The organism is candidate division TA06 bacterium (assembly GCA_004376575.1).
In the GTDB taxonomy this organism is placed as follows: Bacteria; Hydrothermota; DG-26; order E44-bin18; family E44-bin18; genus E44-bin18.
Map to the genome: position 1 here is coordinate 66,520 of SOJN01000046.1, position 24,609 is coordinate 91,128.

The following is a 24,609-nucleotide window of genomic DNA, read 5'->3' on the forward strand; positions in this document are numbered from 1 at the left end:
TTGCTGTGAACATACTCATTGTGACGCAATCCTTCTACCCTGACGTTGATGGCGGGAGCGGCACGTTCATATTTGAGTTGGGGAAGAGGCTTGTACAAAGAGGGCACAAGACTGCCATCATCGGGGCAAGAATGAATCATAGTCTTAGTGTGAGAGGCCAACTGGAAGGGATGTCTGTCTTGAGGTACGGAAATCCACTGTTGGGAACTATCCTACCGTGGTCGCTTACCAGTCCTTTTCTTGCCCACTCTGCTGCCAAGAGCCTTTCTGAGTCGATTCACTTTGATGTGGTCTGGTGCCACCACTACTTTCCAGGTCTGGGAGGTCTTTTGTTTGCAAAACAGAAGGGGATACCAGGCCTTTTCACCTATCATGCCTCGCGCTATCTTGAATGGAGTACCAGGGCGGGGCAGCCAAGGAGATTCAACTCAAAGTTGTCCAGGGTTGTTTTTAGGTGGTGGGCAGATAGAGCCTACTCCTCTTTTGCTCGCGTTGTTGAGGGTAAGTGTCTTGAGGAATCCGAGAGCATTACGGTTCTGAGCGGGTTTTCTCAGAGACAGCTTGAGAGCCTTCATCCCGGAAGCGTCTCCAAGGTGAGGATCATTCCCGGAGGCGTAGATACTGAAAGGTTCAAACCTGTTGTCGACAGGAACGCGCTCAGGAGAAGTCTTGGACTTCCGCTGGAGGGTTTCCTCGTGCTGACAGTCCGCAGGCTCATAGCCAGGATGGGCCTGGAGAACCTCATGGATGCAATGCCTATTGTGCTTGAGGGGAATCCCCAAACGTATCTTCTGATTGGAGGCAGGGGTTATCTCTACGAGAGTCTCAGGAATAGAGCAGTGCGCCTTGGGATTGAGCACCGGGTGAAGGTGCTCGGATACATTGACGATGGGCTTCTACCGAAGTACTATGCCGCTTCAGACCTGTTTGTGCTGCCAACGCTTTCTCTTGAAGGGTTTGGGATGGTCACCCTGGAAGCTCTCGCATCAGGAACTCCAGTCCTTGCCACTGCTGCTGGTGCCAGCCCTGAAATCCTGAGCAGGCTTGATTCGAGGCTTATTCTCGAAAGGCTGGAGCCTCAACACATAGCCAAGCAGATTCTAGAATTCATAAGCATGGAAGGGCGTGAAGAGCTTGGAAAGAGGTGCAGAGCCTTTGCCAGAGAGAACTATGGAATGGACATGATCACAGGCCAGATTGAAGAAGCCATGGAAGAAGTGCGGGACTATGCATAAGCGTAAAAGGATATTGATGCTGGTGAACTGGCAGCTTCGGTACTCAAAGGAAGACATTCCAAGTGAGCAACCATCAAATAAGGTTGTGGAGGGGATGAGGTACTGGTTTTTCAGACACTGGGATGATGAGGAACTGAAGGTAGATGTGGTTGATTTCACCAGGCTATTTGGTGTCCATACCATTGAGAGACGGTTCTTGAAGTTCTATGTATCCCAAGCTCTGCGTGTCCTTCCTGACCTTGAAGGGTACGATCTCATCCTATCTCACAGTGCCCAAAGTGGAGTTTTTCTTGCGCTGTTGAAAGCGCTTCTGGGAAAAAGAACTCCTCCTCACATCATAATCGACCCTGGCTCATTTAATGGTGGCCGTGAAAAAGTCCTGGAACTTCTACCCATACGCATGAGCCTCTCTTCTGTCACGGGCGTTATCGGCCATTCCAGCAGCCAGGTGCCATTCTATACGCATACGCTCTGTTTGACTCCTGATCGGTTCAAGATAGTGCATGTGGGTGTGGATACAGAGTTCTACTGTCCGAGCGAATCCAAGTCTTCCGATGACTATGTGGTTTGCGTGGGCTATATGAAGCGGGATTGGAATACCCTCCTGCGAGCGTGGAGGCAGATAGAGCCGGGCTCTGAACTGTTGATCGTAGGAAGAGTAGGTCTTGATGACGGGATGGCGCGTGTTAAGTGCATGCCCTATGTGTCGAGGTCCAGACTAAAAGAGGTTATCTCAAGGGCAAGGTTTGTGGTGATCCCGCTGCCTTACCATACATACTCTTTCGGGCAGATGAGCCTGCTCATAGCTCAGGCTCTGGGAAAGGCCGTCATAGCAACCAGAGTGCCCGGGCTTCTGGATTACGTGGAGGAGGGAAAAACAGCCCTTTTTGTTAACCCTTACGATATCCACGACATGAAGAAGAAGATCCATTTTCTGCTCTCAAGTAGAGAGGCAGTGAATGAACTGGCAAGAGAAGCCAGAAAGACTGTCGTCTCTAAGTATAGTGAAAGGCAGATGGCTTTGGGACTGAGGGACGCAGTAGATGAACTCTGTAGGAGCAAATAGCAGCAGGGCTTTTTCTCTTGGCGGCAAGAAGTTGCTTCCAATTCCTTCAATTGGACATCTTCTTTCCAATCGCAGGTTCGTCAGTAGCATGATCTTTCTTCTGGCGTGCCTGTTTGCCATTGCCGCAGGTAGGGAGTTGGCCAGAAGACCGGTGTTCATTGTGGGGGGAATGCTCGGAGCGGTATTGCTCGGCTCGCTCGCCGTACGTCCGAGAATGACCGTAATATTCGTTATGGCCTACACTCCTTTTGAGGAGTTCCTGCTCAAGCTCGTTGCACCGCAAGCATACGCACTGGCGAGATATCTACCTGAGCTCCTTTTGCTCTCAACCCTTGCGATGCTTCTTGTTTCAAGAGTAGCTCGCAGACAACCCATAGACAGAACGCCCATAGACATACCGCTCTTCTGTTTCCTGGGTGTTTCTCTCTTATCGATCTTCTATAACAGGATTTCTCTGCTGGTTGGTGTTCTTGAGCTCCGTATTCTGCTGAGGTATGCGGTTGGCTATTATATCCTGGTTCTGGCTGGATTTGACAAGCAGTTCTTGAACAAGGTTTTCAGACTGATGCTTGGTATTGTAGCCTTGCAGGTGGGTTTGGGTTTACTTCATTCAATACTCGGAAATACAGCCACCGCATTTCTTGCTCCCCAGAATGTCACGGTTGGCGACCTCTTCGTCAGAAGAGGGTTCTCGCAAGTTGTTTCTAGCCACACAAGAATCTTTTCCACCTTCGGCAGATACAATCTCTATGCTAACTTTCTCTCCTTCTTTCTGTTGTTCTTTGTTGCGATACTGTACTCAAAAAGAGGGGAGTTCTCAGGTGTTGAAAAAAGAAAAATCAGAGTGCTGTTGATTGCAGGTCTTGTTGTTCTTACGCTTTCTTTTTCCCGAATGTCGTGGATGGGGTTCTACGCAGGATTCATCTCCATGCTCCTGTTGATGAGAAAGAGCAAGGTGATTTCCTACTTGGTTATTTCTATGGTAGGTACCTTTGTTCTTTTCCAGCTGTATGGCGCTGGAACCAGAGAAGTGAGTGAGACTGCGGCTGCTAGCGTTTTGCAGAGGTATCTGGGAATGTTCTCCCGGAGATACGTAGAAGTGTCGCTTCGAAGCGATAGACTTTACGCTATCACGACGACAACAAGGCGTGTAATGCAGATCTCCCCGGCCTTGGGCCTGGGGCCAGGAAGTGTGGCATCGGCAGCAGGAAAAGTATTTGGCGGCGGCGAGAGGTGGGATGTTCTTGATCTGCCCACAGAAAAGGTCATGCCACTTGGCGATGTCGGGTGGGCGGCTATTCTTGTACAATACGGTATACTGGGACTATGTGCGTTCCTGTGGATTATTTCTCGAATATTCACGGCTTCTCTGGCGTGTTTCCGCAGGGCCAGGGATTCCCTCGAATGGATTCTGGCACTCGGCTTTGTTGGTGGTTTTGTCTGTATCATGGTGGAAAACATGTTTAGCTTCAACTTCACCTACAGGGCGAGCAGTCTTTATTTCTGGATGTTTGCTGGCATTGTAGTCAGACTGCTCCAGATTCAGAAGGACGAAGAGAGAGTGGCTCAGAGATGAGAATTCTTCTCTGCAATACGTATCTTTATAGAAGAGGTGGAGCCGAGGTTTCCTTTTTCGAACTTGCGGAACTGTTAGTTGCAAAAGGGCACGAAGTTGTCTTCTTTGGAATGGAAGATCCGAAAAACGAGGTTTCTGACGGCTCAGGCTACTTCGTGAGCAACCTTGAGTTTGACGATTACAGACCGCACAATGTGTTGTGGAATGCCAGAGCCCTCGGGCGAGTGCTCTATTCAACTGAGGCTGCGAGTAAAGTGAGGAGACTGGTTCAAAAAAGTGTACCCGATCTTGTGTATGTGAACAACATAGCTCATCACATATCACCATCAATACTCGATGTATTCAAGGAGTTCAGGCTTCCGGTTATGATGTCTGTCCGGGATTACAAGATTATCTGCCCAAACAGCGTACTGCTCGATAGATCCGGAATCTGCGAGAGGTGTAAAGGGGAAAAGTACTACAACTCGTTGATTCACAGGTGCAAGAGAAACTCTCTTATTCCCAGCGCCGTAGCCTGCTTGGAGGCGTATTTGCACCGCCACAGAAGGACCTACGATTCGGTCAGAGCCTTCCTAGCCCCAAGCCAGTTCTGTAAGAAGAAACTGGTTGAGTTCGGGATGGATAGGGAAAAGATATTTGTCGTTCCCAACTTCATCAGCCCGGAGGACTTTGGCTCAAAGGATACTTCTTCTGAGCCGTTCTGTGTCTACTTTGGGAGGTTGTCCAAAGAGAAAGGGTTGAAGGTGTTGATAGAAGCGGCAAAGGTGTGCGGTCATGAACTGCTGATCATTGGAGACGGTGAGCTCAAATCGTCCCTTGTACGCTACGCAGAGGAATTGGGTGCAGGGAACGTCAGCTTCAGAGATGGAATGGGTTTTGATGAGTTGATGACTACAGTTGGTGCCTCCCTTTTTACGGTCTTCCCCAGTTTGTGTTATGAGACTTTTGGGAGGAGTATTCTGGAGTCTTTTGCTGTGGGTAAGCCTGTTGTGGCTTCAAGAATTGGTGCTGTTAAGGAACTGGTGGACGATGGCGTTGACGGTCTTCTCTGCGAACCGGGTGACTGTGAGGAACTCGCAGAGAAGATGTCTTCGATGTTTTCTTCTAAACAGGCAACAGAGAAGATGGGTCGAAATGGTAGAGCCAAAGCCCTGAGCCGGTTTACGCCGGAAAATCAGTACCAGCACCTCATGCATGTGTGGGAGAGAATCAAGCCATGAGTTTTCCTGTTGATGCTTTGTTGGCAGTTACATACCGCTGCAATGCTCGCTGCGTCATGTGCAACATCTGGCAGACTCCTATGCAGGATGACCTGTCGCCCGCGGAGTGGGCGAATATGCCAGCCAGCCTGAAGGACATAAATATCAGTGGAGGTGAACCCTTCCTGAGAGACGATCTTCCGGAAATAGTAAGCGTGGTGAAAGGGAAATGCCCTGGAGCCAAGCTCATAATCTCCACAAATGGCATTGCCGTGAAAAGAATTGAGCGGTCTATGGAAAGAATCGTCCACATTGACCCGAGAATTGGCGTCGGTATTTCAATTGATGGCATCGGAGAAGTCCATGATAGAACAAGAGGCCTCAAGGGCGCATATGAAAAGGCGATTCAGACCCTGCAAGTCTTGAAAAAGTTGGGGATTAAGAACTTAAGAATCGCGTTCACAGCCGTAGAGGATAACATCGATCAGATGAAGGATGTCTATGACCTTTCCCGGAGGCTGGAAGTGGAGTTCAGTTGCGTGGTAGCACATGATTCTGATGTCTATTTCAAAACGTCAGGCCTCAGATTGAACTCTCTTGGCTGTTTGAAAGAACAGTTGAACCTTGTGGCGTTGAGTGAACTCAAGACTTTTGTGCCCAAGAGGCTCCTCAGGTCTTACTTCTACAGTGGACTATACGGGCTTGTTGAGAATGGGAAGAGAGTTCTTCCCTGTTTGGCAGGGGAGGCAAGTTTTTTCCTGGATCCCACCGGCGAGCTTTACGCGTGTAATGTCCTCAATTCGAGCATGGGAAATATCAGAGGTGAACCATTCGCCAAATTGTGGAACTCTCAGAAGGCGGCCCAGGTCCGAGAAAAGGTAGCAAACTGCAGAAAACCATGCTGGATGATGTGTTCTGCACGGTCTTCCATCAAGAAACATCCTGCAAGAGTTGGACTCTGGATACTGAAGAATAAGACAGGGATTTATCTCGGCAAGAGGAGCATAATCTGAACATAGCAATTGTTGGGACAAAAGGCATCCCCGCCACCTATGGCGGAGTGGAGAGACACGTCGAGGAACTCGCCACCAGACTCGTGCACAGGGGACACAGGGTTACTGTGTATTGCCGACGGCACTATGTGGACGAAGACTCGGACTTCAAGGGGATCAAAAGGGTGGTTCAACGGACGGTAAGGCAGAAACATCTGGAAATGATAGCGCATACAGGGGTGTCTCTTTTGGATTTGCTCACAAACAGGAAAATGGATGTTATTCATTTTCAGAGTGTGGATCCCGGAATACTCTCTTTCTTGGTCAAACTGAGAGCAAGAATTGTGGTCACCTCGCATGGGACGGCCTATAGGCAGGAGAAATGGGGCAGGACTGCAAAGTCTTTATCCTTACTTGCCGAGAGATTCTATGCCAGAGTACCACAGGCCAGAATCGCGGTATCCAAAACTCTAACAGAATATTATGGACGGAGATACGGTTGTGATGTATCATATATACCTAATGGTGTAAGTCTTCCAGGCAAAGTCAGAGACGATAGGCTTTCGGCCTTTTCGTTGGCGAATGGCGAGTATATTCTCTTTGTGGGGAGACTCATACGAATCAAAGGTTGTCATCACTTGATTGAAGCATACAGGAAGCTGGATACTACCAAGAGTCTGGCCATAGTTGGAGGATCAAGCTATAGCAGTGACTATGTTCGACAACTGAAACGCCACGAGAGTGACCGTATTCGATTTCTCGATTTCAGGTTCGGCGAGGAACTCCGACAACTGATAGCCAACTGTTACATGTTTGCGGTGCCATCAGAGGGCGAGGGGCTCTCTATATCTCTTCTTGAGGGTATGGCCGCAGCGAGACCTGTAGTATGCAGCGACATACCGGAAAATATCGAAGTTGCTGATGGTTGCAGTCTTCCCTTCAGATGTGGCGATGTTGATGATCTGGCGGAGAAGATGAACCATCTCCTCAATCAGCCGCATCTTGCAAAGAAGCTGGGAGAGGCGGGAAGAGAGAAGGTGAGGGATGAGTACGATTGGGAGAAGATCGCGGATGCAACCGACCGTGTGTATTCAGGCCTTTTTCGGTGAAAAATGAAAGTGTGGTGAGTAGTATGACAAGGTGTGCACTGATAGGTTACGGTTACTGGGGGCCGAATCTGGCCCGGAACCTTTACGACAAACGTGACTGCGACTTGAGATATATCTGCGACATGGATGAAGAGAGGTTGAAAAAGGCCAAAGATAAGTATCCTCTCGTTGATATTACTAGATTCAGCAGTACTGTTTTTGAGGACGATGAGATTCAAGCAGTGTTTGTAGCGACTCCAATAGCCAGCCACTTTGAGGTTGCCAGAGAAGCCCTCTTGAGCGGCAAAGATGTGTTTGTGGAAAAGCCTATAGCAAATAACACAAAGGATGCAGAAGAGCTGATAAAGCTGGCTGAGAAGGGCAAAAATGTTTTGATGGTGGGCCACACCTTTGAGTACAGTCCTCCTGTGTTAAAGGTTAAGGAGCTTCTCGACAAGGGGGAACTCGGTGATATCCTGTTCATCAGCAGCATCCGCGTGAACCTCGGGATACATCAGAAGGACGTGAGCGTAATCTGGGACCTGGCCTCACATGATATCTCTATTCTTATCTACTGGCTGGGAGAGGAACCCTCCTCAATGAAGGTGCTGGGGAGGGGATGCGTTTTGTCCGCGGTCCCAGACGTTGCGTTCTTGAGTATGGATTTCCCTTCTAATGTGATAGCCAACGTTGAGGTGAGCTGGCTTTCTCCAACGAAACTGAGAAGAACCACAGTAGTGGGTACAAAGAAGATGTTGATCTATGACGATACCGAGCATCTTGAGAAGATAAGGGTTTTTGACAAGGGAGTTGTATTCAAGGAGCCCAAAGATTTTGGAGAGTTCCAGCTAACCTACAGAACCGGAGATGTGATATCTCCCCTGTTGGAAAACTTCGAACCCCTCCAGGCAGAGGTGAGCCACTTTCTGGATTGCGTGAAAGAGCGGAGAAGACCAAGGACAGACGGCGAATGTGGCCTGCGCGTGGTGAGGGCACTGGAGATGGCTGAGATGTCCTTGAAGCGTGGGGAGTAGAGGTGTAACTTTGGCCAAAAGGAAAGAGCGAGCTGCCAGGAATCAGAAGATAATACTCATCATTTTTGATCTCCTGGCCGTTTCCCTGGCTTTTTCGCTTGGCCGATGGTTCATAAGTGTCCTCCATCCCTTCGGCCGTTATATGGCGCCCTTTGGCTCGTTGCATCTCCTTGGTCTGGTTTTCACAGCTCTGGCATGGTTGTACATAGGCAGACTTCAGGGCCTGTACGACGAGCACACCTATGTGGGCCGACTTACCCAGGTCCCGCCCATAGTGAGGACGATTCTGCTGGGTATGTTTGTTCCTTTTGCGTACGACTACATCACCAAGACCGACATCTTTGTGGAGAGAAGATCAGTTCCTCTGGCGATCGCCGGTCTGGCTCTCTTCTTCTTTTTCTCTTTCAGGCTCATTCTGTTCAGGTCAATTTACGGTATGATGCTCAGACGGGGGCATTGGGGCAACAGAGTTATTGTTCTTGGGCAGGGGGAAGTGGGTAAGAGGATAGCGGCAAGGATAGTCGGGTCGGATTCCATGAGGCTGACTTTCGTGGGGTTTGTTGACTTCAGGATGGAGGAAATCGAGGCGACGACTGATCTCGTAAGAGACGCCATACGGGGCAAGAATGCAGATGAGGTCGTGGTTGCCGTGCACGGTCTTTCCCATCAGCAGATGCTTGACATAGGGGACTCCTGTGGCAACGGTGGTGTCAGGGTCAGTTTTGTCTCTGATCTTTTCGAGACGCTGTCCAAGAGGGTGGATCTGAGCAAAATTGAAGGGGTGCCTCTTCTTCAGCTAACAAGCAACAGAAGGGGGTTACTGAGCTGCGCCTCGAAGAGACTCCTGGACATTGCAGGATCAGTTCTTCTTCTTCTCATTCTTTCTCCGCTTTTGGTTCTGTGTGCTGTCATTATCAAAAGAAGTTCTTCTGGACCTGCCCTGTTCAGGCAGAGGAGAGTTGGATTGGACGGGAAGGAGTTTATTCTATATAAGTTCAGGACCATGCATGAAAAGGCCGATCTGGAAGAGAATGAGAACATGCATAAGAGTTTTGTGACGGAGTTGATAAGAAATGGTTCTGCGAAACGTTCATCATACAAGATTGTGAGAGATCCGAGAGTGACCAGTGTGGGCCTGTGGCTGAGGAAATACAGCCTCGACGAACTTCCTCAGCTTTTCAATGTTCTAAAAGGGGAGATGAGCCTGGTAGGACCCAGGCCCCCACTCCCTTATGAGTTGGAATCGTACGAGAACTGGCACAAAAGAAGGCTTTCTGTCAGACCCGGGATTACCGGATTGTGGCAGGTTTCGGGCAGAAGCGAGGTTCCATTCGACGAGATGGTAATGCTGGATCTCTACTATGTTGGGTACAGGTCAATGTGGATGGACATATCCCTCTTGTTGAAGACCCTTCCAGCTGTGGTTACCACCAAAGGTGCATACTAGTGCTTCGATTCGCAAATACAGTGACGTTCTATTCAAGGGACATTGCCCGGGGTTGCTCACTCAGCACTCGTCCTGAGTAAACGAATTCATGAATCGAAGGACTCAACAAGAAGAGTCAGACACTCAGACTGACCAGCGAAAAGGAGAAAGATGGCAGCCAAAAATGAGGAAGTGATCATATACGAGGACGAAGCGTACAGGAAACTGTATCCCATAACATACCTCAGGCCTACGTTTGGAATTCTCTGTGGATTTGGGAATTTGGTCCACAGGGTATCTAGAATATTACCAGATGCCCGCGTCAACCTGATTGCCAGAAGGCAGCTTGAAGAGTTCTTGAAGTTCTATTTTCCAGAATGTGTGGTGAACGAGCCGCCCGAGAATGGCGGTCTTTTCTTAAATGGCCGCTGTCTGAACTTGCCAGGGGCGATTCTCAAGAGCCAGGGCCAGAAGGTGTTTAGGAGCCGAGGTGCCATTGTCGGTTTTCGGACAGATGGGGAGATCGCGCTTGACCCAGAGTCCGGAGTAGTCGCCCAGAGAGCAATAGCTGAATTGACCGAGCAGATGTCGGTGGATGATGTTGAGGTGATGGTTCTTGAGCACCCCTGGGATCTGATTCGATATAACCCAGAGCTGCTGGGTGAGGATTTCCAGACCTTCGGTGGGGGAGGAGTCGATGGGGATGTTGACACCCTGGCAGTAGTCTATGGTGATGCTTCTCTTCTCTCCATTGGTCCCGGCTCAAAGGTTGAGGCTTTTTGTGTGCTGGATCTGAGGGGAGGCCCTGTGGTCATAGGTGATGAGGTCACCATATCCTCACACTCTGTGGTCCAGGGTCCGTGCTACATAGGAAATGGTTCCAGGGTGCAATCGGCCCAGGTGAGAGCAGGAACATCCATGGGTCCCAGCTGCCAAGTCTCAGGTGAGGTGGAATGCACTGTGTTTCAGGGATGGTCGAACAAACAGCACCTTGGCTATATGGGCCATTCGTGGATAGGGGAATGGGTGAATCTGGGAGCGGGCACAAACAACAGTGACCTCAAGAACAACTATCAGTCTATCCGGGTTGGCCCTGAGGATTCGGCTGTGGACACGCAGATGCTGAAACTTGGCTGTTTCGTTGCCGACCATTCGAAGACTGGCATCGGCTGTCTTTTGAACACCGGTGCAATTGTAGGCCCATTTTGCAGTTTGCTTGGGGGGAGTGTCTCTCCCAGATATATTCCTCCCTTTTCCTGGCAGGGACCAAACGGCCTTGAGGAGTACAGGCTTGATAAGGCAATCTCAACGGCGAGGGTAGTAATGAGTCGAAGGTCTGTGGAGATGTCGGACGCGTACGAAAGGTTGGTCCGAAACTTGTTCGAGCAGGTTCGAGGGGGACAGGATGGGACTTTTTCGCCTGCCGCAGGACACAAGGGGAGTGGAAGGTGAGAGAACGGGCCGAAGCGTTTGTGGGGGTGGACTTTGGCGCCACCAACATAAGGGCGGGCCTGGTCGACAAAGAAGGTCGGATCCTGAAACGCGCTCACTCCAGGACCTATGCGTCACAGGGGAAAGAAAAAGTCTTTTCACGGATTATCAAATTGGTACAGAATTTGGGGCAAAATGACAGGGTGGATGTTGGTATTGCGTGCCCTGGTCCGGTAGATGGCTCAACAGGAATCATATTTGACCCACCAAATCTTCCCGGATGGAAGAAGGTTCGCCTGAAGGAGGAGCTTGAGGAGAGATTGGACACAAGGGTCCATGTGGAGAACGACGCCAACATGGTTGCGTATGGGGAGTGGGAGTTCGGTGCCGGGAAGGGAGTGAACAATCTACTCTGTCTCACGCTGGGAACAGGAGTTGGCAGTGGACTGGTGCTTGATGGAAGCCTCTACACAGGCGCGAATGGGTTTGCGGCTGAATTGGGCCATACAATAGTGGAGCCGAATGGGCCTCAGTGCAGGTGCGGCGCCAGAGGTTGTCTGGAATCACTTGTTGGTGCAAAAAGCATTGAGGCAGAGGTTGAACGTGCCATTGCATCCGGCCAGGAGACGATTTTGACACAGGGAAATGACGAAATGACCGTATCCCGTATCAGTTCTGCGGCGGCAAAGGGAGACTCACTTTCAAGGAAGGTCCTGGAAAAGGCAGGCTTCTATGTGGGCATTGCCGTTTGCAATGCAGTTGCACTGCTTGATGTAGAAATGGTGATCGTGGGAGGTGGAATCTCAAAAGCTGGTCCACTCATTATTGAGCCCATCCGAAAAGCCGTCTCCTCTAACCTCATCGGCCGTCGCCTGCGCACTTTGGAGATAGTAGGTTCACAACTGGGCGACGATGCAGGTATCCTGGGGATTTCCGCTTACTCAAGGGCTTCTGGAGCCTCAAAGTAGATGTCTGGACTGACTGTCCTTGTTTTGCTTTCCTTTCTCGGCCAGGCTGCCTTTCCAGATCCGCCCGTCCCAAATGTGGAATTTACTGGCAACCGCCACCTGTCAGAGGAAAAGCTCGTGCAAGCTTTTCACCTTGAGGCAAGATGCTTTGGCGAACCGGAGTCTGTTTTTGCTGCCCTGGAAAGGGTGCTGGCCCTGTACAGGGATTTGGGCTACCTCTTTGCGAAGGCAGAAGTGGTTGAAGAGCCAGATGAGCTAGCACGTCTCCTGGTCAGAGTGGAAGAAGGACAAAGGTACACTGTGGGCCACATTGGGATGGAGGGCAATGAGTCCATTTCGGACAATATGATTCTGTCCCAGATGGATACAAGAGCGGGAGGGATCTTTGTCCAGGAGATGTTCCTGAAAGACATGGAGCACATTCTGAGGTTGTATGAGGACAACGGGTTCGCCTTTGTCCAGGTTGTACCGCAAGGTTTCTCGTATGACACAGTAGACCACAAGATAGGCCTGATTCTCCGAATAATGGAAGGACCAAAGGTGAGACTCGCCGGTGTGAAAGTCAAGGGTTGCACTATTTCAAAGCCGCAGTATCTAGCGAGAGAGTCAGGCATCAGAAAGGGTCAGGTCTTTTCAGCCTTAGAGCTGGAGAACGCAAAGCGAAGACTGGAAAGGCTTACCTTTCTGGTCAGAGTTGGCGACTTCAGGCTGGAACCTGCGAGTTCTGAGGAGATGGTGTGGGCAATCGTTGAGGTTGAAGAAGGTGCGATGAACATCGTCTATGGCATTCTTGGATATGAGCCCGGCGAAGAAGGCGGCCTCACGGGACTCCTCACCATCAGTCTGGAAAACCTGACCGGTCGTGGGAGGGGCCTGAAAGCCCGGTGGCAGAGAACGAACCCACTCACCTCGTGGCTTGATCTGGCCTACCGGGAGCCTTTTGTGTTCAACTACGATGTGGGGTTTGAGGTATCATTTAGCCACCAGATCAGAGACACGAGCTTCACAAAAAGTTCGCTGTCTGTTGTTGGCGAGACAAGATCCGGGACCGTTCTTGGGTTCAGTCTGGGGTTGTCTCTTGATCGTGTACTTCCAGGCTCTTTTCCGGTTCCCAGCAGCAAAAGCTATGGTGTAAGGACTGGCATATGGGTCGACACAAGGGACAGTCCGAGACTTCCTAGAAGAGGCATCTTCTACACAATCCATGCACAATACGCCTTGCGCATGAACAGCCCTACCCAACTTGTCAGAGAGCCCGAGCCGAGAGCCAACACAGGCAGGCTCACTTTTGACTTCATTCACCATGTTCCCTCTTTCGGTGAGCAGTCGTTTTATGCAGCAGTTCACGGCAGAGAAGCGTATTCGAGTGAACCAGAAGTTCCTTTTCACGACTATTTTTTCCTGGGTGGTGCGAGCTCAGTAAGAGGATACAGGGAGGAGCAATTTGCCGGCTCCAGAGTGGCATGGGCCAACATGGAGTACAGGTTTCAGTTGGGGGGAGACTCGTACCTCTATCCTTTTCTCGACATTGGATACTACGAGAGCAAAGGCACAGGCAGCGTTCTGGGTTATGGTATAGGGTTGACCCTGAAGAAGGGTCTAGCAGGTATTGGCCTGGACTATGGGCTGGCGAAGGAAGACAAACCGTTAGACGGAAAGATACATCTGAGATTGACAGGACAATTCTAGGCCGTTATTTGCGTGTTGTCGAATTCTCTCTATTCTCTTTCCTGTTCAATCTTCTTCTTCGACGGTAGAAGTTCCTTCTGGTCACAGCAGAGAATATAGTCGGCAGCTTGGAGCTGGATTCTCTGGAGAGTGCGAGAAGGGCTAATCCCGAAAACTCGTGGGGAACATCCTTGTTGTCGTCATACACGCCGTAAACATAAAGGGCGTTCGAACGCCTGTCGACAAGCAAGAGATTAGTACTACCAGATCCTACGGCAGCTTTCATTTCAAAACGCCTCCCTGAGGGGCCATCTAACACCGTTTTCAATACACCCTGCCTTCCGCAACACACAGTATACAGCAAGAAATATGCCAACCCTGCGAGCAACTTTCGGGAAGAGCGTAAGTTTCAGTACCAGAAAGACCTAACCCAGATGAGAACGAGCATTTTCCCGGGAGGTCCGGGCCAAAAAATGGGGCCACAGGATGGCGGAAACGACAGTTTTTCTTGTAAGTTAATGAGATTGGGGAAGTTGCAAAACGCAACAAATAGTTGCGCAAACACCCCTTTCGCCCCCAGGTGTTTCCCTGTCTCAGCTTCTTTCAGGTCTGTTACCCTTCGCCAGAGCCTCGTTAGTCGCCCGGATCTGGAAGGGGCATAGGTGTGACAGGCCCACTACCAACCGGGGTTGGCGGACCTGCGATAGTCAACGAAACCCCGAACACCAAAACCGCAGCAAGAACAAGCATTGCGATAATGCTGCCCTTCTTTCTAAGAGGTCTCACTTTCAACACCTCCTCTCAACCGAAATTCAGTGTTATGTAGAAGTGATCCCCAACCCGTCTTCTTTACCCTTCGTCGGAATTGTAATGGTTTTGTGACACCTTTGTCAAGTCTTTTTTTCGCTGGGAGTTATTGTTTTTTCTCGGTGAGATGTGGCTAAAAACCACACTGCGGGAAGGCATAGTGCAACCGTCTGTTGCGTCCTGGGAAGCAGCTTGCCTACTCTAGGCCAGAGGGGAAGCTCTTCTGAACTCTTCTCTGGCGACTGAATGCTTTTTCATCAGCCTTTGAAGCTGCTGCCTGTGGATTCCCAGTTCCTTCGCTGCTCTTGTAACATTGCCTCGGGTTCTGACAAGTGCTTCGAGTATCCTCTTCTTTTCCGTGTCGTGCTTCAGTTCCTTTAGCTGGAGACCGGTCGTTTCCCTGCCAAAGAGGGGGTAGAGGTCTTCTGTGTCTATCCTATCAGATTTTGTCATCACCACTGCACGTTCGATGCAGTTCTCGAGTTCGCGGACATTGCCGGGCCAGTCGTAGTCCAAAAGACAGCTCATCGCCTCCTTGCTAATTCCCTCAAGCCTCTTGCCTGTTCTGTCTCGGTAGACCTTAAGAAAGTGCTCTGTAAGCAGAGGAATGTCCTTCTTTCGTTCTCTCAGCGGGGGAATGGAGATGGATATTACGTTGAGCCTGTAGAAGAGATCTTCTCTGAATCTACCCTTGTTCACTTCTTCTGGGAGCCTTCTATTTGTTGCACAGATGACTCGCACGTCAACCTTTCTTTGTTCAGTATCTCCCACCCGCCTCGTTTCTCCTTCTTCTATCACTCTAAGTAACTTTGACTGCACGGCCAGTGGAGCATCGCCAATCTCATCAAGGAAGATTGTTCCCCCGTCAGCGTTTTCAAAGAGGCCCTTTTCGTCACTCACCGCGCCTGTGAAGCTGCCTTTCTTGTGACCGAAGAGTTCTGATTCGAGGAGCGGTTCCGGCAAGGCGCTTACCACAACAGTGACGAAATTCTTATTCGCTCTTTCACTGGAGTAGTGTATTGCCCTGGCGACCAGTTCCTTTCCGGTGCCTGTTTCACCGAGTATGAGAATATTCGACTCTGACTTGGCCACTCTCTCAATCAAGTCGTACAGATTCTTCATCTGTTCCGTGGCGCCAATCAGGTTTCTGAAGTGGTACTTCCTCTTCACTTCCAATCTCAAGTAGTCCCGTTCAGCGTGCAGCTCTCGGTGGTGCTTTGAGTTTTCGATGGCCACGGCTATGAGGTTTGCCAGGGATTCCAGGAACAGTTCGTCCTCTTTCCCAAACAGGTGAGGGGAGATCCGGCTATCTACGTAAATCGTACCAGTCACTCTATCTCTTATCATAAGGGGGACGCAGAGCAAGGACTTGATTCTGTGGTTGAGGACCGATTTGGATCTGCTGAATCTGGAGTCAACCAGGGCATTGCCACTCATTACGGGTTTTCTTCTATTCGCGACTCTGTTCAACACTGAGGTAGAAATCTGCGAGGCATCCTCTATGGTCGTGCTGTCTATCTCTCGTCCAGCAGCAACCTTTAGCTCTCCAGTTGTCTCATCTACCAGCATGAGGACTCCCCTCTCAGCCTCGAGCAGGTGGATGACCAGGTCTATCACTCGGTTGAGGAGTTCATCGAGATTCAATATTGAGTTTATTATCTCACTTACCTCGTATATGGTTTTCAACTGGTCTTCCCGAGTTGAGGGTGCCAGGGACTCAGAGGAGAGCTTTTCCACAAGATCCACGCTCGCCTCATGCACATGTTCCAGATCTCTTTTTGCATTCAGATCCCTGAATATACCCTCTGCGTCTTTAAGATAGGAACATGCGGCGCTGAACTCATCGTTCTTTCTGCTTTTTCTCCAGAGGGATATCTTCCATTTTCCCGCTTCAAGGAGTGCTCTGCCGAGGTCATATCTTTTGCCTAAGCCTGACAAGCCCTGTATCGCTCTGTTGAATTGGTCATCAGCTACCAGCTCATCCCCTTCTGCTACTGCTAACTGAGCAAGGGCAAGATGTGTGTTTGCAATCTGTGCCGGGTCGTCCACTTCAACAGACAACTGAAGTGCCTCCTCCCCGGATTTCCTAGCATTCTCCAGATCCCCCTTGGCTGTGTAGACCTCTGCAAGGAGACTCTTTATGATAGACAGCCTCTCGGTGGCACCTCTGGCCTCACTGATTTCAAGACTCCTTTTCAGGCAGTTCAGGGCCTTCTTCCAATGGAAAGCCTCCCTGTGGAAGTAACCGAGGTCGAGGAGTACGGAGGCCTGTGCAAGAGGATCGCCAAGCCTTTCGGTCAACGTCAGAGCCCTCTTCAACCTGCTCTCAGCCTCTTCCATATTCCCCAGCCTCAGATGGAGAGTGCCTGCATCCCTGAGGCATGTGGCGAGGTTGGACTGCTGTCCCACCTGCTCGAACATCGAACTACCCTTCTCAACGAACGATAATGCTTCTTGCCATCTCCCCTGGCGGTCGGCCACAGCGCCCATGTTCATGTACAGCTGGCCAAGCACGCTCCTGTCATTCAGTCTCTCAAAAACATTAAGGGACTCCCTGAGATGGGCCGCAGCGTCATCCCAGGAACCTTTCTGCATCTCCACAAGGCCAATGTTGTTGTGTGCGCGAGCAACGCCAGCAATATCACCCACCTTTTCCATTATTGTGAGGCTTTGTGCATAACTTTCGATGGCCTTATCGTACATCCGTTTGTTCCAGTAGAGTATTCCCAGATTATTGTGAGAACTTGCCATCCCTTTAGCATCATTCAGTTCCTCTTTCATGCGCAGGCTTTTCAGGTTACATTCTATTGCCTTCTCAAAATTCTCTCTGCTCGACTTGATGAGACCAAGTACGTGGTAAACACGGGAGAGCCCACGCTTGTCTTCAATCTCCTCGGCAACGCGAAGGGCTTGGTGCGCTGATTCTTCTGCCTTGTCATATTCGTCAAATGCTAAGTAGGTGAGCGCCAGTTCGCTGAGAACAGTGACCCTGTCAGTGTTTTTGTCTTCAGGGATTGCCTTGATAGCAGATTTGAAGATAGCCAGGGCCTCCTCTTTGTTCCCCTTTCTGATGTGAGCCTGGCCGATTTTCAAACTGATTCTGGGTGAGGCGGACCTGAAGGAGATAATCTGGTTATATGCATTGAGAGCCTCATCGTACTGTCCCAGTGTTCTGTACAGGTCTCCCACAGCCTCAAGAATCACTGGTCTTTGATGATTTGACCCCTGTGGGAGGATGTCAAGAGCCCACTGGTAGTAATGGAGGGCGGTTTTCAAAGCCTGGACCTTAAGCGCTTTTTTTGCAGCCAGAGTACAGTATTTCACGCTCTCATCCACAAGATTTGCGCTCGAAGCATGGTACGCAAGTGTATCTGTCACCTCTTCTTTATCCGGATAATCTGATTCAAGAATTCTAACTGCCCGTTCGTGTAGGCCGGCCCTTCTTTCTTTTTCTATAGCGCTGTATATGATGTCCCTCACCCACTTGTGCGAGAATATTAGCTTGGTTGAGTTCTCTGGTGAAGGCACAAGAATGTTTTCGTTTTCGAGAGTATTCAAAAGTATGAAGAGCTCTTCCGGTCTGACTTCGGCGAGCTTTTGAAGCAGGTCCACATCAAACGTGTCTCCGAGAATCGAAGCTTTTCTCAATAGCTCAAGCTCTTTCTCGTCCAGCCTGATGAGCCAGCTGTCAACTATACCAGTCACAGATTGAGTAGCCTTGACCTTTTGGAGCCTATCAGTGTCAACAAGCCACTGTCCGTCCTCATTTGTGACCGCTTTCCCGGAGACCGCTCCACTTAGGCTCTCTTCTATCAGGAGCGGGTTCCCTCCCGCGTGCTCGTAGACCCAGTCCGAAAGCTGATGGGGCGGACGCTCGGTTCCCAGCATCTGTCCAACCATTTCAGTCGTCTGAACCTTGTCTAAGGGCCCCAGTTCTGTGGTTACGAACGGTGCTTCCCGGGAAAGATGATGTTCAGATGGATTTTCAGGCTGTTCGGGTTCAGAAGTCACGATCAACAATACGCTCTCATCCTTCAGGCTTCTGGCTATAAATGGCACAACCCTGAGCGTCATCTCATCAGCAAAGTTGATGTCTTCTATTACCAGGACGATCGGGCGGTTCTCCTTTCTGGATACTAGAGCTATGGAATCGAAAATCCTGGCAAGAATCATGCTTGAATCTGTCTTCTCATCCAATTCGGTTGTGAGCTCAGTCTCTTCTATTTCTGTGTCCAACTGGTAGCCCCTCATCGTCGCCTGGTCTGCTATCGACTTTATGGGGAGGAGGGGGGCAGTTGACGCTTTGGAACATCTTCCTGTGAACGTTAGCGCGCCCTTGAGCTGGGCCTGGCTCTTCAGTTCCTGCACAAGTCTGGACTTCCCGCTTCCTCTTTCGCCCACAATCAAGCAACATGATGGATGTTGTTTTCTTGCCTTTTCCAGCATGGACACGAGTCTGGAAATGTGCGCGTCTCTTCCAACCAGCGCGCTGGTCAGAAGTTGTCTGCCAAGGGAGATAGGAAGAGTCTCACAGGATAGGTCGGGGAGGAGTTTGCTCAAGTCACGTATGGCCTCTGCCGCACTCTGGTAGCGCCGTCTTGGTTCTTTCTCGACCATCTTTGATATGACACGTTCAAGCTCTATGGGGATTCCTTCCCTCGTTTTGGAAACAGGCTCAAGTTTCGTCTCCATATGGGATCTGATTATAGTAATAGGATCCTCTCCTTTGAACGCGGTCTTTCCCGTCAGTTCTTCGTAGACGACTACTCCCAGAGAATAGATGTCCGCTCTCCTGTCAGCTTTACCCCATCGGGCCATTTCTGGAGCCATGTAGGCGAATGTTCCGCTCACACCATTGGAGCTGAGGATGTCCGCGGCCCCGGCAAGACCAAAGTCAAGTAGTTTTATACCGGGTGATTCAGAGTTCTTGCAGACAAGTATGTTCTGTGGCTTGAGGTCGCAGTGGACCAGCCCTTTGGAGTGCAAGAAATGGAGGGCTCTCAGAACCTCGCAGGTCGCAGAAACGATGAGCCCCACGTCATCTTTGAAACCACTGTCAAAATTCTCACCATCAACGAGTTCCATGGTGAAGTACTGGCGACCTTCAGAAGTGACTCCATAGTCATGGACTCTTACAATGTTTGGATGGGATAGGTTTGAAAGAGTATGGAACTCCCTTTGAAAGGCGAGCTTCTCCTCCTTGGTCAGATGGGGGGAAGCCAGCTTCAGGGCCAACTCCTTCCTTTCGGAGAGGTCAAGAACCCGATATACCTCTCCGACAGCTCCTGAGCCGAGTCTGTGAAGGACTCGGTACCTACCCTCTAAAACCACTTCACACCCTCACCTGCCAGGATTTTTCGCTCACCGATTGGCTTCAGGCGATCTCGAACGGTTCATCAGAGGCAACGGTGTCGTTCTACGCGCTTGCATACTCCTTTGCGTTTATCCCGTACCTTTTTATCTTCTCGTGCAAATTCTGTCTTGCAATCTGAGCCATGCGCGCTGACTTGGCAACGTTCCCACCGTTCGCTTTGAGAATATCTACTATGTACTCTTTCTCAAAGGTTTCCTTAGCTTTTTTGAAGGGGAACTTGATGGCTGAGAGTCCTGCCTCAGGAGTCGGTGATGTGATGGATGTGGGGAGGTCGCCCACCTGTATGATGTCGTCAGAGCACAATGTCACCGCATGCTCGATGGCATTTTCAAGCTCTCTTACATTTCCCGGCCAATCATGCCTCAAGAACCATTCGACTACTTCGGGAGTAAAACCTCTTACCGTCTTCTTCTGCTCTCTGCAGAATTTCTGCAGGAAGTGATCCGCCAGGAGTGGTATGTCTTCTCTTCTCTCTCTCAGGGCAGGGAGAAAGATTCTTACCACATTAAGTCTGTAGAAGAGGTCCTTCCTGAAGGTTCCATTAGATAGCTCTTTGTTCAGATCAATGTTAGAGGATGCCATTATTCTGACATCAACTGTGATTTCCTTTATGCCACCAACAGGTATGAAAGCACTTTCTTCAATGACGCGAAGAAGTTTTACCTGAGTGGAAAGGGGGGCTGTGTTTATTTCGTCCAGGAATATTGTTCCCCCCTCAGCTGCTTCGAAAAGGCCCTGCTTCGTTCTATCAGCACCCGTGAATGCACCCTTGGTATGCCCGAATAGTTCACTTTCCAGGAGAGTCTCCGGCACCCCACCACAGTTTATTGCAATGAATCTCTTATTCTTTCTCGGACTGGAGTAGTGTATCGTCTTCGCAACTACTTCCTTTCCTGTTCCACTTTCGCCTTGTATGAGAACTGTGGTCTTGGTTGGAGCAATCTTCCGTAAGAGTGCGTAAAGATCACGCATCTTCCTGCTTTTCCCAATGATGCGGCTGAAGGAGAACGTGTCCTCGAGCTGTTTGTGCAGATACCTGTTCTCATCCACCAGACTCTTTCTTTCAATTGCCCTCTCCACGACCAGCTTGACGCTTTCCATACCTATGGGCTTTCTGAGAAAGTCGTAGGCACCCAGTTTCATCGCCTCTACGGCAGTTTCGACAGTGGCATATCCTGTCAGCATTATGACCGAAGGATCAAACCTGTTTCTTCTTATTTCTTTTAGTACATCCAGTCCAGTGATGTAGGGCATTTTCAGGTCTAACAGAACAACATCATACTTAACGCGCTCGAGGGATTTGATGGCTGCTCTCCCATCTTCCGCCTTTGAAATGTGATATCTGTCTTTCAGAATGTCTTCCAGAGCATCTCTTATGCCCGGCTCATCGTCCACTATCAGAACGCTAGCCTTTTGCATTACTACCCCCCCGGGCCGCCTCAGAAGGTTAGGAACCAGACGCGGGGTTTTTCTGGGGAACCCTGCGAAACCCCTTGGCCGCATCAGCTTGTGAGCGACGGGGCGTGCTCAACGAGCTTTGCGAAGAATGAAACAAGCCATGCGCAGTTCTTCCCCCCCCAATTGTCTTTTATGTAACTCTCGGTGTAGTCGAGATCCTTTGGGGAGGCCTGTGCAATTCTGGACACTACGTTGGCGATCTGCTCCAGCTCATACGTAGTGAGGACTGGATATTTCAGATTCATACGTCACCTCCCTATGGTCTTTTAACACCAATTAGACAATCGCGGGATTTCTGGGGATTACCCCGCCAACCTTTGACTCTCCTAAGGATTGACCTTGGAGGCATGTTCCACGAGCCTGCCGAAGAAAGAAACCACCCAATCCGGGTTACTGCCAGGCCAACAATCTTTGAGATAGCTCTCCGTATCGGTGATTTCCTTATGGCTGGCTTTGGATAGCCTGTCGTAGATGTTGGCCATTTGTTCCAGCTCGTATGTGGTCAGGACCGGCCTCGGTCTCGTCATTCTCAGCACCTCCTTCCTTTCATGGTTTCCCACTTATTTATAATTCTTTCTTTGATTTCACTGAGCATCCCCCATTGACCATTCGTCGCTCAAGAGGACAAGGTCTTTGCGACCGTCCAGAACTAAGGCATAGGCACCCATAACATCTCTGCCCAGAAGACTCGGTATTTGCTTCTTATACTTCTCCGGCAACTGATCATGCTTGTTGACCAGCACCTCATCAATATCCTGCTGGTGCTCACCGCCCTCAGTTATGAAGGAGAAGGTCAGGTCGTTCAGTTTGTATATCTGTGTAAACCCGCCTATTCCCAACATATCCGCATTCATCTTCTCCATTTGGGCGAAGTCTATGCCCAGCTTGGCCACGTCTCGCTCACTGATGACCGTTCTTGGCGTTCCCGTATCTATCAAGAATGCAATTCTCCGGGGGTGTCCACCGTTTCTTCTGAGGACGATAATGTCTAGAAAAGGAGAACCGTCTGAGTTGAAGTAACCTATTATTTTCAAAGTATCACCGTTGCCTTCGTACTCGTCAAATATTCTGTAGAGACAAGTTTAGAAACTCTTGGAAGCCTTCTGTCCACCAGTCTCATCAGCTCTGAAATATCCCGGTGTGAACCGACCACCTTCTTGTTGAATACTGCAACAAACTGGTCGGGATAGCGTCGCGCAAGCGCAGAATAATTCTCAGCCAGCCACTTGGGATCGTCTGTGCTCGCTGCCGTCAGCTCATCCAGCAGAGCCCCGGGAATCTTGGTTGTAGTTGCTTTTGCCATCTCAACCTCCTGCTTTGATTTCTTCCTTGACGCTCTAAAGATCTTCAAGCAGCCTGCAAAAGAAGGTGATGTACAGTTTTTGATTGGAAGCAGAACTTTTTTGTACGATGTAGCGGCGAGTAGATTCTATTTCATCGGGAGTTGCCTCTTTCAGTCGATCAAGGGTCCACTTAGTGGTTTCCAGTTCATGTATTGTAACCACCGGTTTGGACATCGGAGAATCTCCTAATACTAGATCTCTTGTTTGGACTCGTCCTGCATCGGGGGTAGCATGACCGTCACAGTTGTGCCTACTCCTGCCGCACTCTCTACCGAGATGCTTCCTCCGTGCTCGTCTACGATCCTTTTTGATATTGCCAGGCCCAGACCAGTTCCCGTTTCTTTGGTGGTGTAGAACGAGTCGAATATCTTGCCCAGCTCTTCCATCTTTATTCCGCACCCTGTGTCTTTGAAAGATACCAGAACTCGTTCATCGCCCAACCTGTCCACACTCGATCCAGTGGAGACTGTCAGGGTTCCCCCCTCGCTCATGGCCTGTGCGGCGTTTGTTATCAGATTCAGAAAAACCTGCTGTAGTCTGTTTTTGTCTGCAAGTACACGCGGTAGATCGTTCTTCAGCGACCTTTCAAGTACTACGTTGTGGTTCTTGAGGTGGTTTTCTGTCAACAGGATGGACTCCCCTATAATTTGGGTTATGCTTTGAGGCTTGAACTCTGATCTGGACATGCGAGCAAACTCGAGTATCCCCTGTACTAGCTTTGATATTCTTTCCACCTGTTTGTCAATAACATCGATGGAGTTGTATATCGGATCGCGGGGGTCTATCTTGCTCAATAGAATGTCTGTTCTGGCCATTATGGTCATCAGGGGATTGTTTATTTCGTGTGCAATGGACCCAGCCAACTCGCCCACCGTGGCAAGCTTCTCAGACTGGAGCAACTGTGGGTAGGCCACAGCCATGGTCAGTGTGTTTTCCTCCAGCCTTGAGTACTTTTGTTTCAACATGTGATGGGACTGAGCCTTGGAAATAGCCAGTCCTACTCCGTCAGCGAAGGCCCTGAGTAGTGGCAAGTTATCCTCGCTGAAAGAATCCTCCTTCTTGTTGCTTTCTAGAAGTATGGCCCCAATTTTTCTGTTGTTCCTGCTGATTGGCACACATATGGCAGATTTGATTCCAGAATGGGAAACTGCGGATTCTGTCTCCTCGACACTGGGAGAGATCAAGAATGGCGATCCACATTCAATGACCCGTTCAGATATGTCAAAGTCTTTCGTTTGTTCCTCAATCAATTTCTTATAGTAACCATATCCCGCTCTAAGCGTGATGCTCTTGCCGGCTGCGTCAAAAGTCACGATTGCGGCTCCATCAACGTCTGGTATCAATTCGACCGCTTTCTTAATAACGAGCTCAAACATCTGCTGAGGATCCATGGTAGAGTTGATAGCGTTTGTTACGGATATGAGGCTTTCTGCCTCTTCGGACTTCTGCTGCATTCTATCGTAGTCGAGTTTTGCAATGAACGCTTCGCCAAACACTGAAATGAACTCCTGAAGCTTGGATCTTTCGTCGCTTCCGAGAAAGCCTTCCTTGATCCCGAGCACCATCCCTTTCTGCATGTTCGTTTTGCCAACTGGGAACAAGACTACATTGCAGGACTCTGGTACCTTTGAACCCTTAGGAAGCAGGCAGTTCAGCTCACCTGCCGTCAGTGAAACGGCCTGGCTGGGTTCTGCAGAAAGCTTGAGAGTTGTCCTTATCCGACCTGGTTCCAACTTGGCAAGTTCCTTCTTGTGTTCCAGGAAGGGGGGACGGTAGGACTCTGCCATGAGACTGGGTACACCGAGGTTGTCCTTGTCAAAAAAGAGAAGGGCAGCATCCAGAGGAGGTACGCTACCACTGGTCAGATGTTCGACGATTACGTGAGGAATGCGAAATGTGGTCTTCAGATGTCCCGTCTTACTTTCTGATGCGGCCACGTGCCCC

At 49.9% G+C, this 24,609-nt stretch carries 20 protein-coding genes; 11 read left to right on the forward strand and 9 right to left on the reverse strand.

All coding sequences use genetic code 11. The features are described 5' to 3' along the window. The first annotated feature begins 5 nt into the window (after positions 1–5). From E3J62_03555 to E3J62_03605, 11 genes are all read left to right on the forward strand, one after another. Positions 6–1,235: a glycosyltransferase family 1 protein gene (locus tag E3J62_03555; protein ID TET46687.1), complete on the forward strand. Its 1,230-nt coding sequence runs from the start codon at positions 6–8 to the stop codon at positions 1,233–1,235. After that, entirely contained in the window at positions 1,228–2,301 is a 1,074-nt protein-coding gene (locus tag E3J62_03560) for a glycosyltransferase (protein ID TET46688.1), read from the forward strand. The genes E3J62_03555 and E3J62_03560 overlap by 8 nt, the downstream gene beginning before the upstream one ends. Then, entirely contained in the window at positions 2,279–3,877 is a 1,599-nt protein-coding gene (locus E3J62_03565) for a hypothetical protein (protein TET46689.1), read from the forward strand. The genes E3J62_03560 and E3J62_03565 overlap by 23 nt, the downstream gene beginning before the upstream one ends. Further along, on the forward strand, positions 3,874–5,097 hold the full coding sequence (locus E3J62_03570) for a glycosyltransferase family 1 protein (GenBank protein TET46690.1): 1,224 nt from the start codon (positions 3,874–3,876) through the stop codon (positions 5,095–5,097). The genes E3J62_03565 and E3J62_03570 overlap by 4 nt, the downstream gene beginning before the upstream one ends. Continuing rightward, the gene (locus E3J62_03575) at positions 5,094–6,089 is read left to right on the forward strand and encodes a radical SAM protein (GenBank protein ID TET46691.1); all 996 of its coding nucleotides are present in this window, start codon (positions 5,094–5,096) and stop codon (positions 6,087–6,089) included. Before E3J62_03570 ends, E3J62_03575 begins: the two co-directional genes overlap by 4 nt. A gap of 47 nt (positions 6,090–6,136) precedes the next feature. Next, complete coding sequence (locus E3J62_03580; protein ID TET46692.1) at positions 6,137–7,177, forward strand: glycosyltransferase; 1,041 nt, start codon at positions 6,137–6,139, stop codon at positions 7,175–7,177. 23 nt (positions 7,178–7,200) lie between these two features. Further along, positions 7,201–8,190: a Gfo/Idh/MocA family oxidoreductase gene (locus tag E3J62_03585; GenBank protein ID TET46693.1), complete on the forward strand. Its 990-nt coding sequence runs from the start codon at positions 7,201–7,203 to the stop codon at positions 8,188–8,190. Next, positions 8,180–9,637 carry a sugar transferase gene (locus E3J62_03590; protein TET46694.1) on the forward strand — a complete coding sequence of 486 codons (1,458 nt, stop codon included), beginning with the start codon at positions 8,180–8,182 and terminating at the stop codon, positions 9,635–9,637. Before E3J62_03585 ends, E3J62_03590 begins: the two co-directional genes overlap by 11 nt. Positions 9,638–9,787: 150 nt before the next feature. Next, on the forward strand, positions 9,788–11,068 hold the full coding sequence (locus E3J62_03595) for a hypothetical protein (GenBank protein TET46695.1): 1,281 nt from the start codon (positions 9,788–9,790) through the stop codon (positions 11,066–11,068). Continuing rightward, positions 11,065–12,015 carry an ROK family protein gene (locus tag E3J62_03600; GenBank protein ID TET46696.1) on the forward strand — a complete coding sequence of 317 codons (951 nt, stop codon included), beginning with the start codon at positions 11,065–11,067 and terminating at the stop codon, positions 12,013–12,015. The genes E3J62_03595 and E3J62_03600 overlap by 4 nt, the downstream gene beginning before the upstream one ends. Continuing rightward, positions 12,016–13,704 (forward strand): hypothetical protein, encoded by a 1,689-nt coding sequence (locus tag E3J62_03605; GenBank protein TET46697.1) that lies wholly within the window; start codon positions 12,016–12,018, stop codon positions 13,702–13,704. 4 nt (positions 13,705–13,708) lie between these two features. Here the strand turns inward: E3J62_03605 and E3J62_03610 are convergent, their stop codons facing one another. The 9 genes from E3J62_03610 to E3J62_03650 form a co-directional block, all read right to left on the reverse strand. Then, the gene (locus tag E3J62_03610) at positions 13,709–13,969 is read right to left on the reverse strand and encodes a hypothetical protein (protein ID TET46698.1); all 261 of its coding nucleotides are present in this window, start codon (positions 13,967–13,969) and stop codon (positions 13,709–13,711) included. A gap of 722 nt (positions 13,970–14,691) precedes the next feature. Then, entirely contained in the window at positions 14,692–19,821 is a 5,130-nt protein-coding gene (locus tag E3J62_03615) for a tetratricopeptide repeat protein (GenBank protein ID TET46699.1), read from the reverse strand. Positions 19,822–19,906: 85 nt separating this feature from the next. Then, positions 19,907–21,367 carry a sigma-54-dependent Fis family transcriptional regulator gene (locus tag E3J62_03620; protein ID TET46700.1) on the reverse strand — a complete coding sequence of 487 codons (1,461 nt, stop codon included), beginning with the start codon at positions 21,365–21,367 and terminating at the stop codon, positions 19,907–19,909. Then, positions 21,367–21,567 (reverse strand): hypothetical protein, encoded by a 201-nt coding sequence (locus E3J62_03625; GenBank protein ID TET46701.1) that lies wholly within the window; start codon positions 21,565–21,567, stop codon positions 21,367–21,369. The genes E3J62_03620 and E3J62_03625 overlap by 1 nt, the downstream gene beginning before the upstream one ends. Positions 21,568–21,648: 81 nt before the next feature. Then, entirely contained in the window at positions 21,649–21,849 is a 201-nt protein-coding gene (locus tag E3J62_03630) for a hypothetical protein (GenBank protein TET46702.1), read from the reverse strand. A 57-nt stretch (positions 21,850–21,906) separates the two neighbouring features. Beyond that, the gene (locus E3J62_03635) at positions 21,907–22,389 is read right to left on the reverse strand and encodes a hypothetical protein (protein ID TET46703.1); all 483 of its coding nucleotides are present in this window, start codon (positions 22,387–22,389) and stop codon (positions 21,907–21,909) included. Continuing rightward, positions 22,353–22,625: a hypothetical protein gene (locus E3J62_03640; GenBank protein TET46704.1), complete on the reverse strand. Its 273-nt coding sequence runs from the start codon at positions 22,623–22,625 to the stop codon at positions 22,353–22,355. Before E3J62_03640 ends, E3J62_03635 begins: the two co-directional genes overlap by 37 nt. 34 nt (positions 22,626–22,659) lie before the next feature. Beyond that, positions 22,660–22,839, reverse strand: a complete 180-nt coding sequence (locus E3J62_03645; GenBank protein TET46705.1) for a hypothetical protein — start codon at positions 22,837–22,839, stop codon at positions 22,660–22,662. A gap of 17 nt (positions 22,840–22,856) precedes the next feature. Further along, positions 22,857–24,602: a sensor histidine kinase gene (locus E3J62_03650; protein ID TET46706.1), complete on the reverse strand. Its 1,746-nt coding sequence runs from the start codon at positions 24,600–24,602 to the stop codon at positions 22,857–22,859. Positions 24,603–24,609: the final 7 nt, after the last annotated feature.

What these genes read in the sequence shown, in the direction of transcription:
- E3J62_03560 (TET46688.1), top strand. Translation starts at nt 1,228, where the DNA reads ATGCATAAGCGTAAAAGGATATTGATGCTGGTGAACTGGCAGCTTCGG.
- E3J62_03565 (TET46689.1), top strand. Translation starts at nt 2,279, where the DNA reads ATGAACTCTGTAGGAGCAAATAGCAGCAGGGCTTTTTCTCTTGGCGGC.
- E3J62_03570 (TET46690.1), top strand. Translation starts at nt 3,874, where the DNA reads ATGAGAATTCTTCTCTGCAATACGTATCTTTATAGAAGAGGTGGAGCC.
- E3J62_03575 (TET46691.1), top strand. Translation starts at nt 5,094, where the DNA reads ATGAGTTTTCCTGTTGATGCTTTGTTGGCAGTTACATACCGCTGCAAT.
- E3J62_03585 (TET46693.1), top strand. Translation starts at nt 7,201, where the DNA reads ATGACAAGGTGTGCACTGATAGGTTACGGTTACTGGGGGCCGAATCTG.
- E3J62_03595 (TET46695.1), top strand. Translation starts at nt 9,788, where the DNA reads ATGGCAGCCAAAAATGAGGAAGTGATCATATACGAGGACGAAGCGTAC.
- E3J62_03605 (TET46697.1), top strand. Translation starts at nt 12,016, where the DNA reads ATGTCTGGACTGACTGTCCTTGTTTTGCTTTCCTTTCTCGGCCAGGCT.
- E3J62_03610 (TET46698.1), bottom strand. Translation starts at nt 13,969, where the DNA reads ATGAAAGCTGCCGTAGGATCTGGTAGTACTAATCTCTTGCTTGTCGAC.
- E3J62_03620 (TET46700.1), bottom strand. Translation starts at nt 21,367, where the DNA reads ATGCGGCCAAGGGGTTTCGCAGGGTTCCCCAGAAAAACCCCGCGTCTG.
- E3J62_03625 (TET46701.1), bottom strand. Translation starts at nt 21,567, where the DNA reads ATGAATCTGAAATATCCAGTCCTCACTACGTATGAGCTGGAGCAGATC.
- E3J62_03630 (TET46702.1), bottom strand. Translation starts at nt 21,849, where the DNA reads ATGACGAGACCGAGGCCGGTCCTGACCACATACGAGCTGGAACAAATG.
- E3J62_03640 (TET46704.1), bottom strand. Translation starts at nt 22,625, where the DNA reads ATGGCAAAAGCAACTACAACCAAGATTCCCGGGGCTCTGCTGGATGAG.
- E3J62_03645 (TET46705.1), bottom strand. Translation starts at nt 22,839, where the DNA reads ATGTCCAAACCGGTGGTTACAATACATGAACTGGAAACCACTAAGTGG.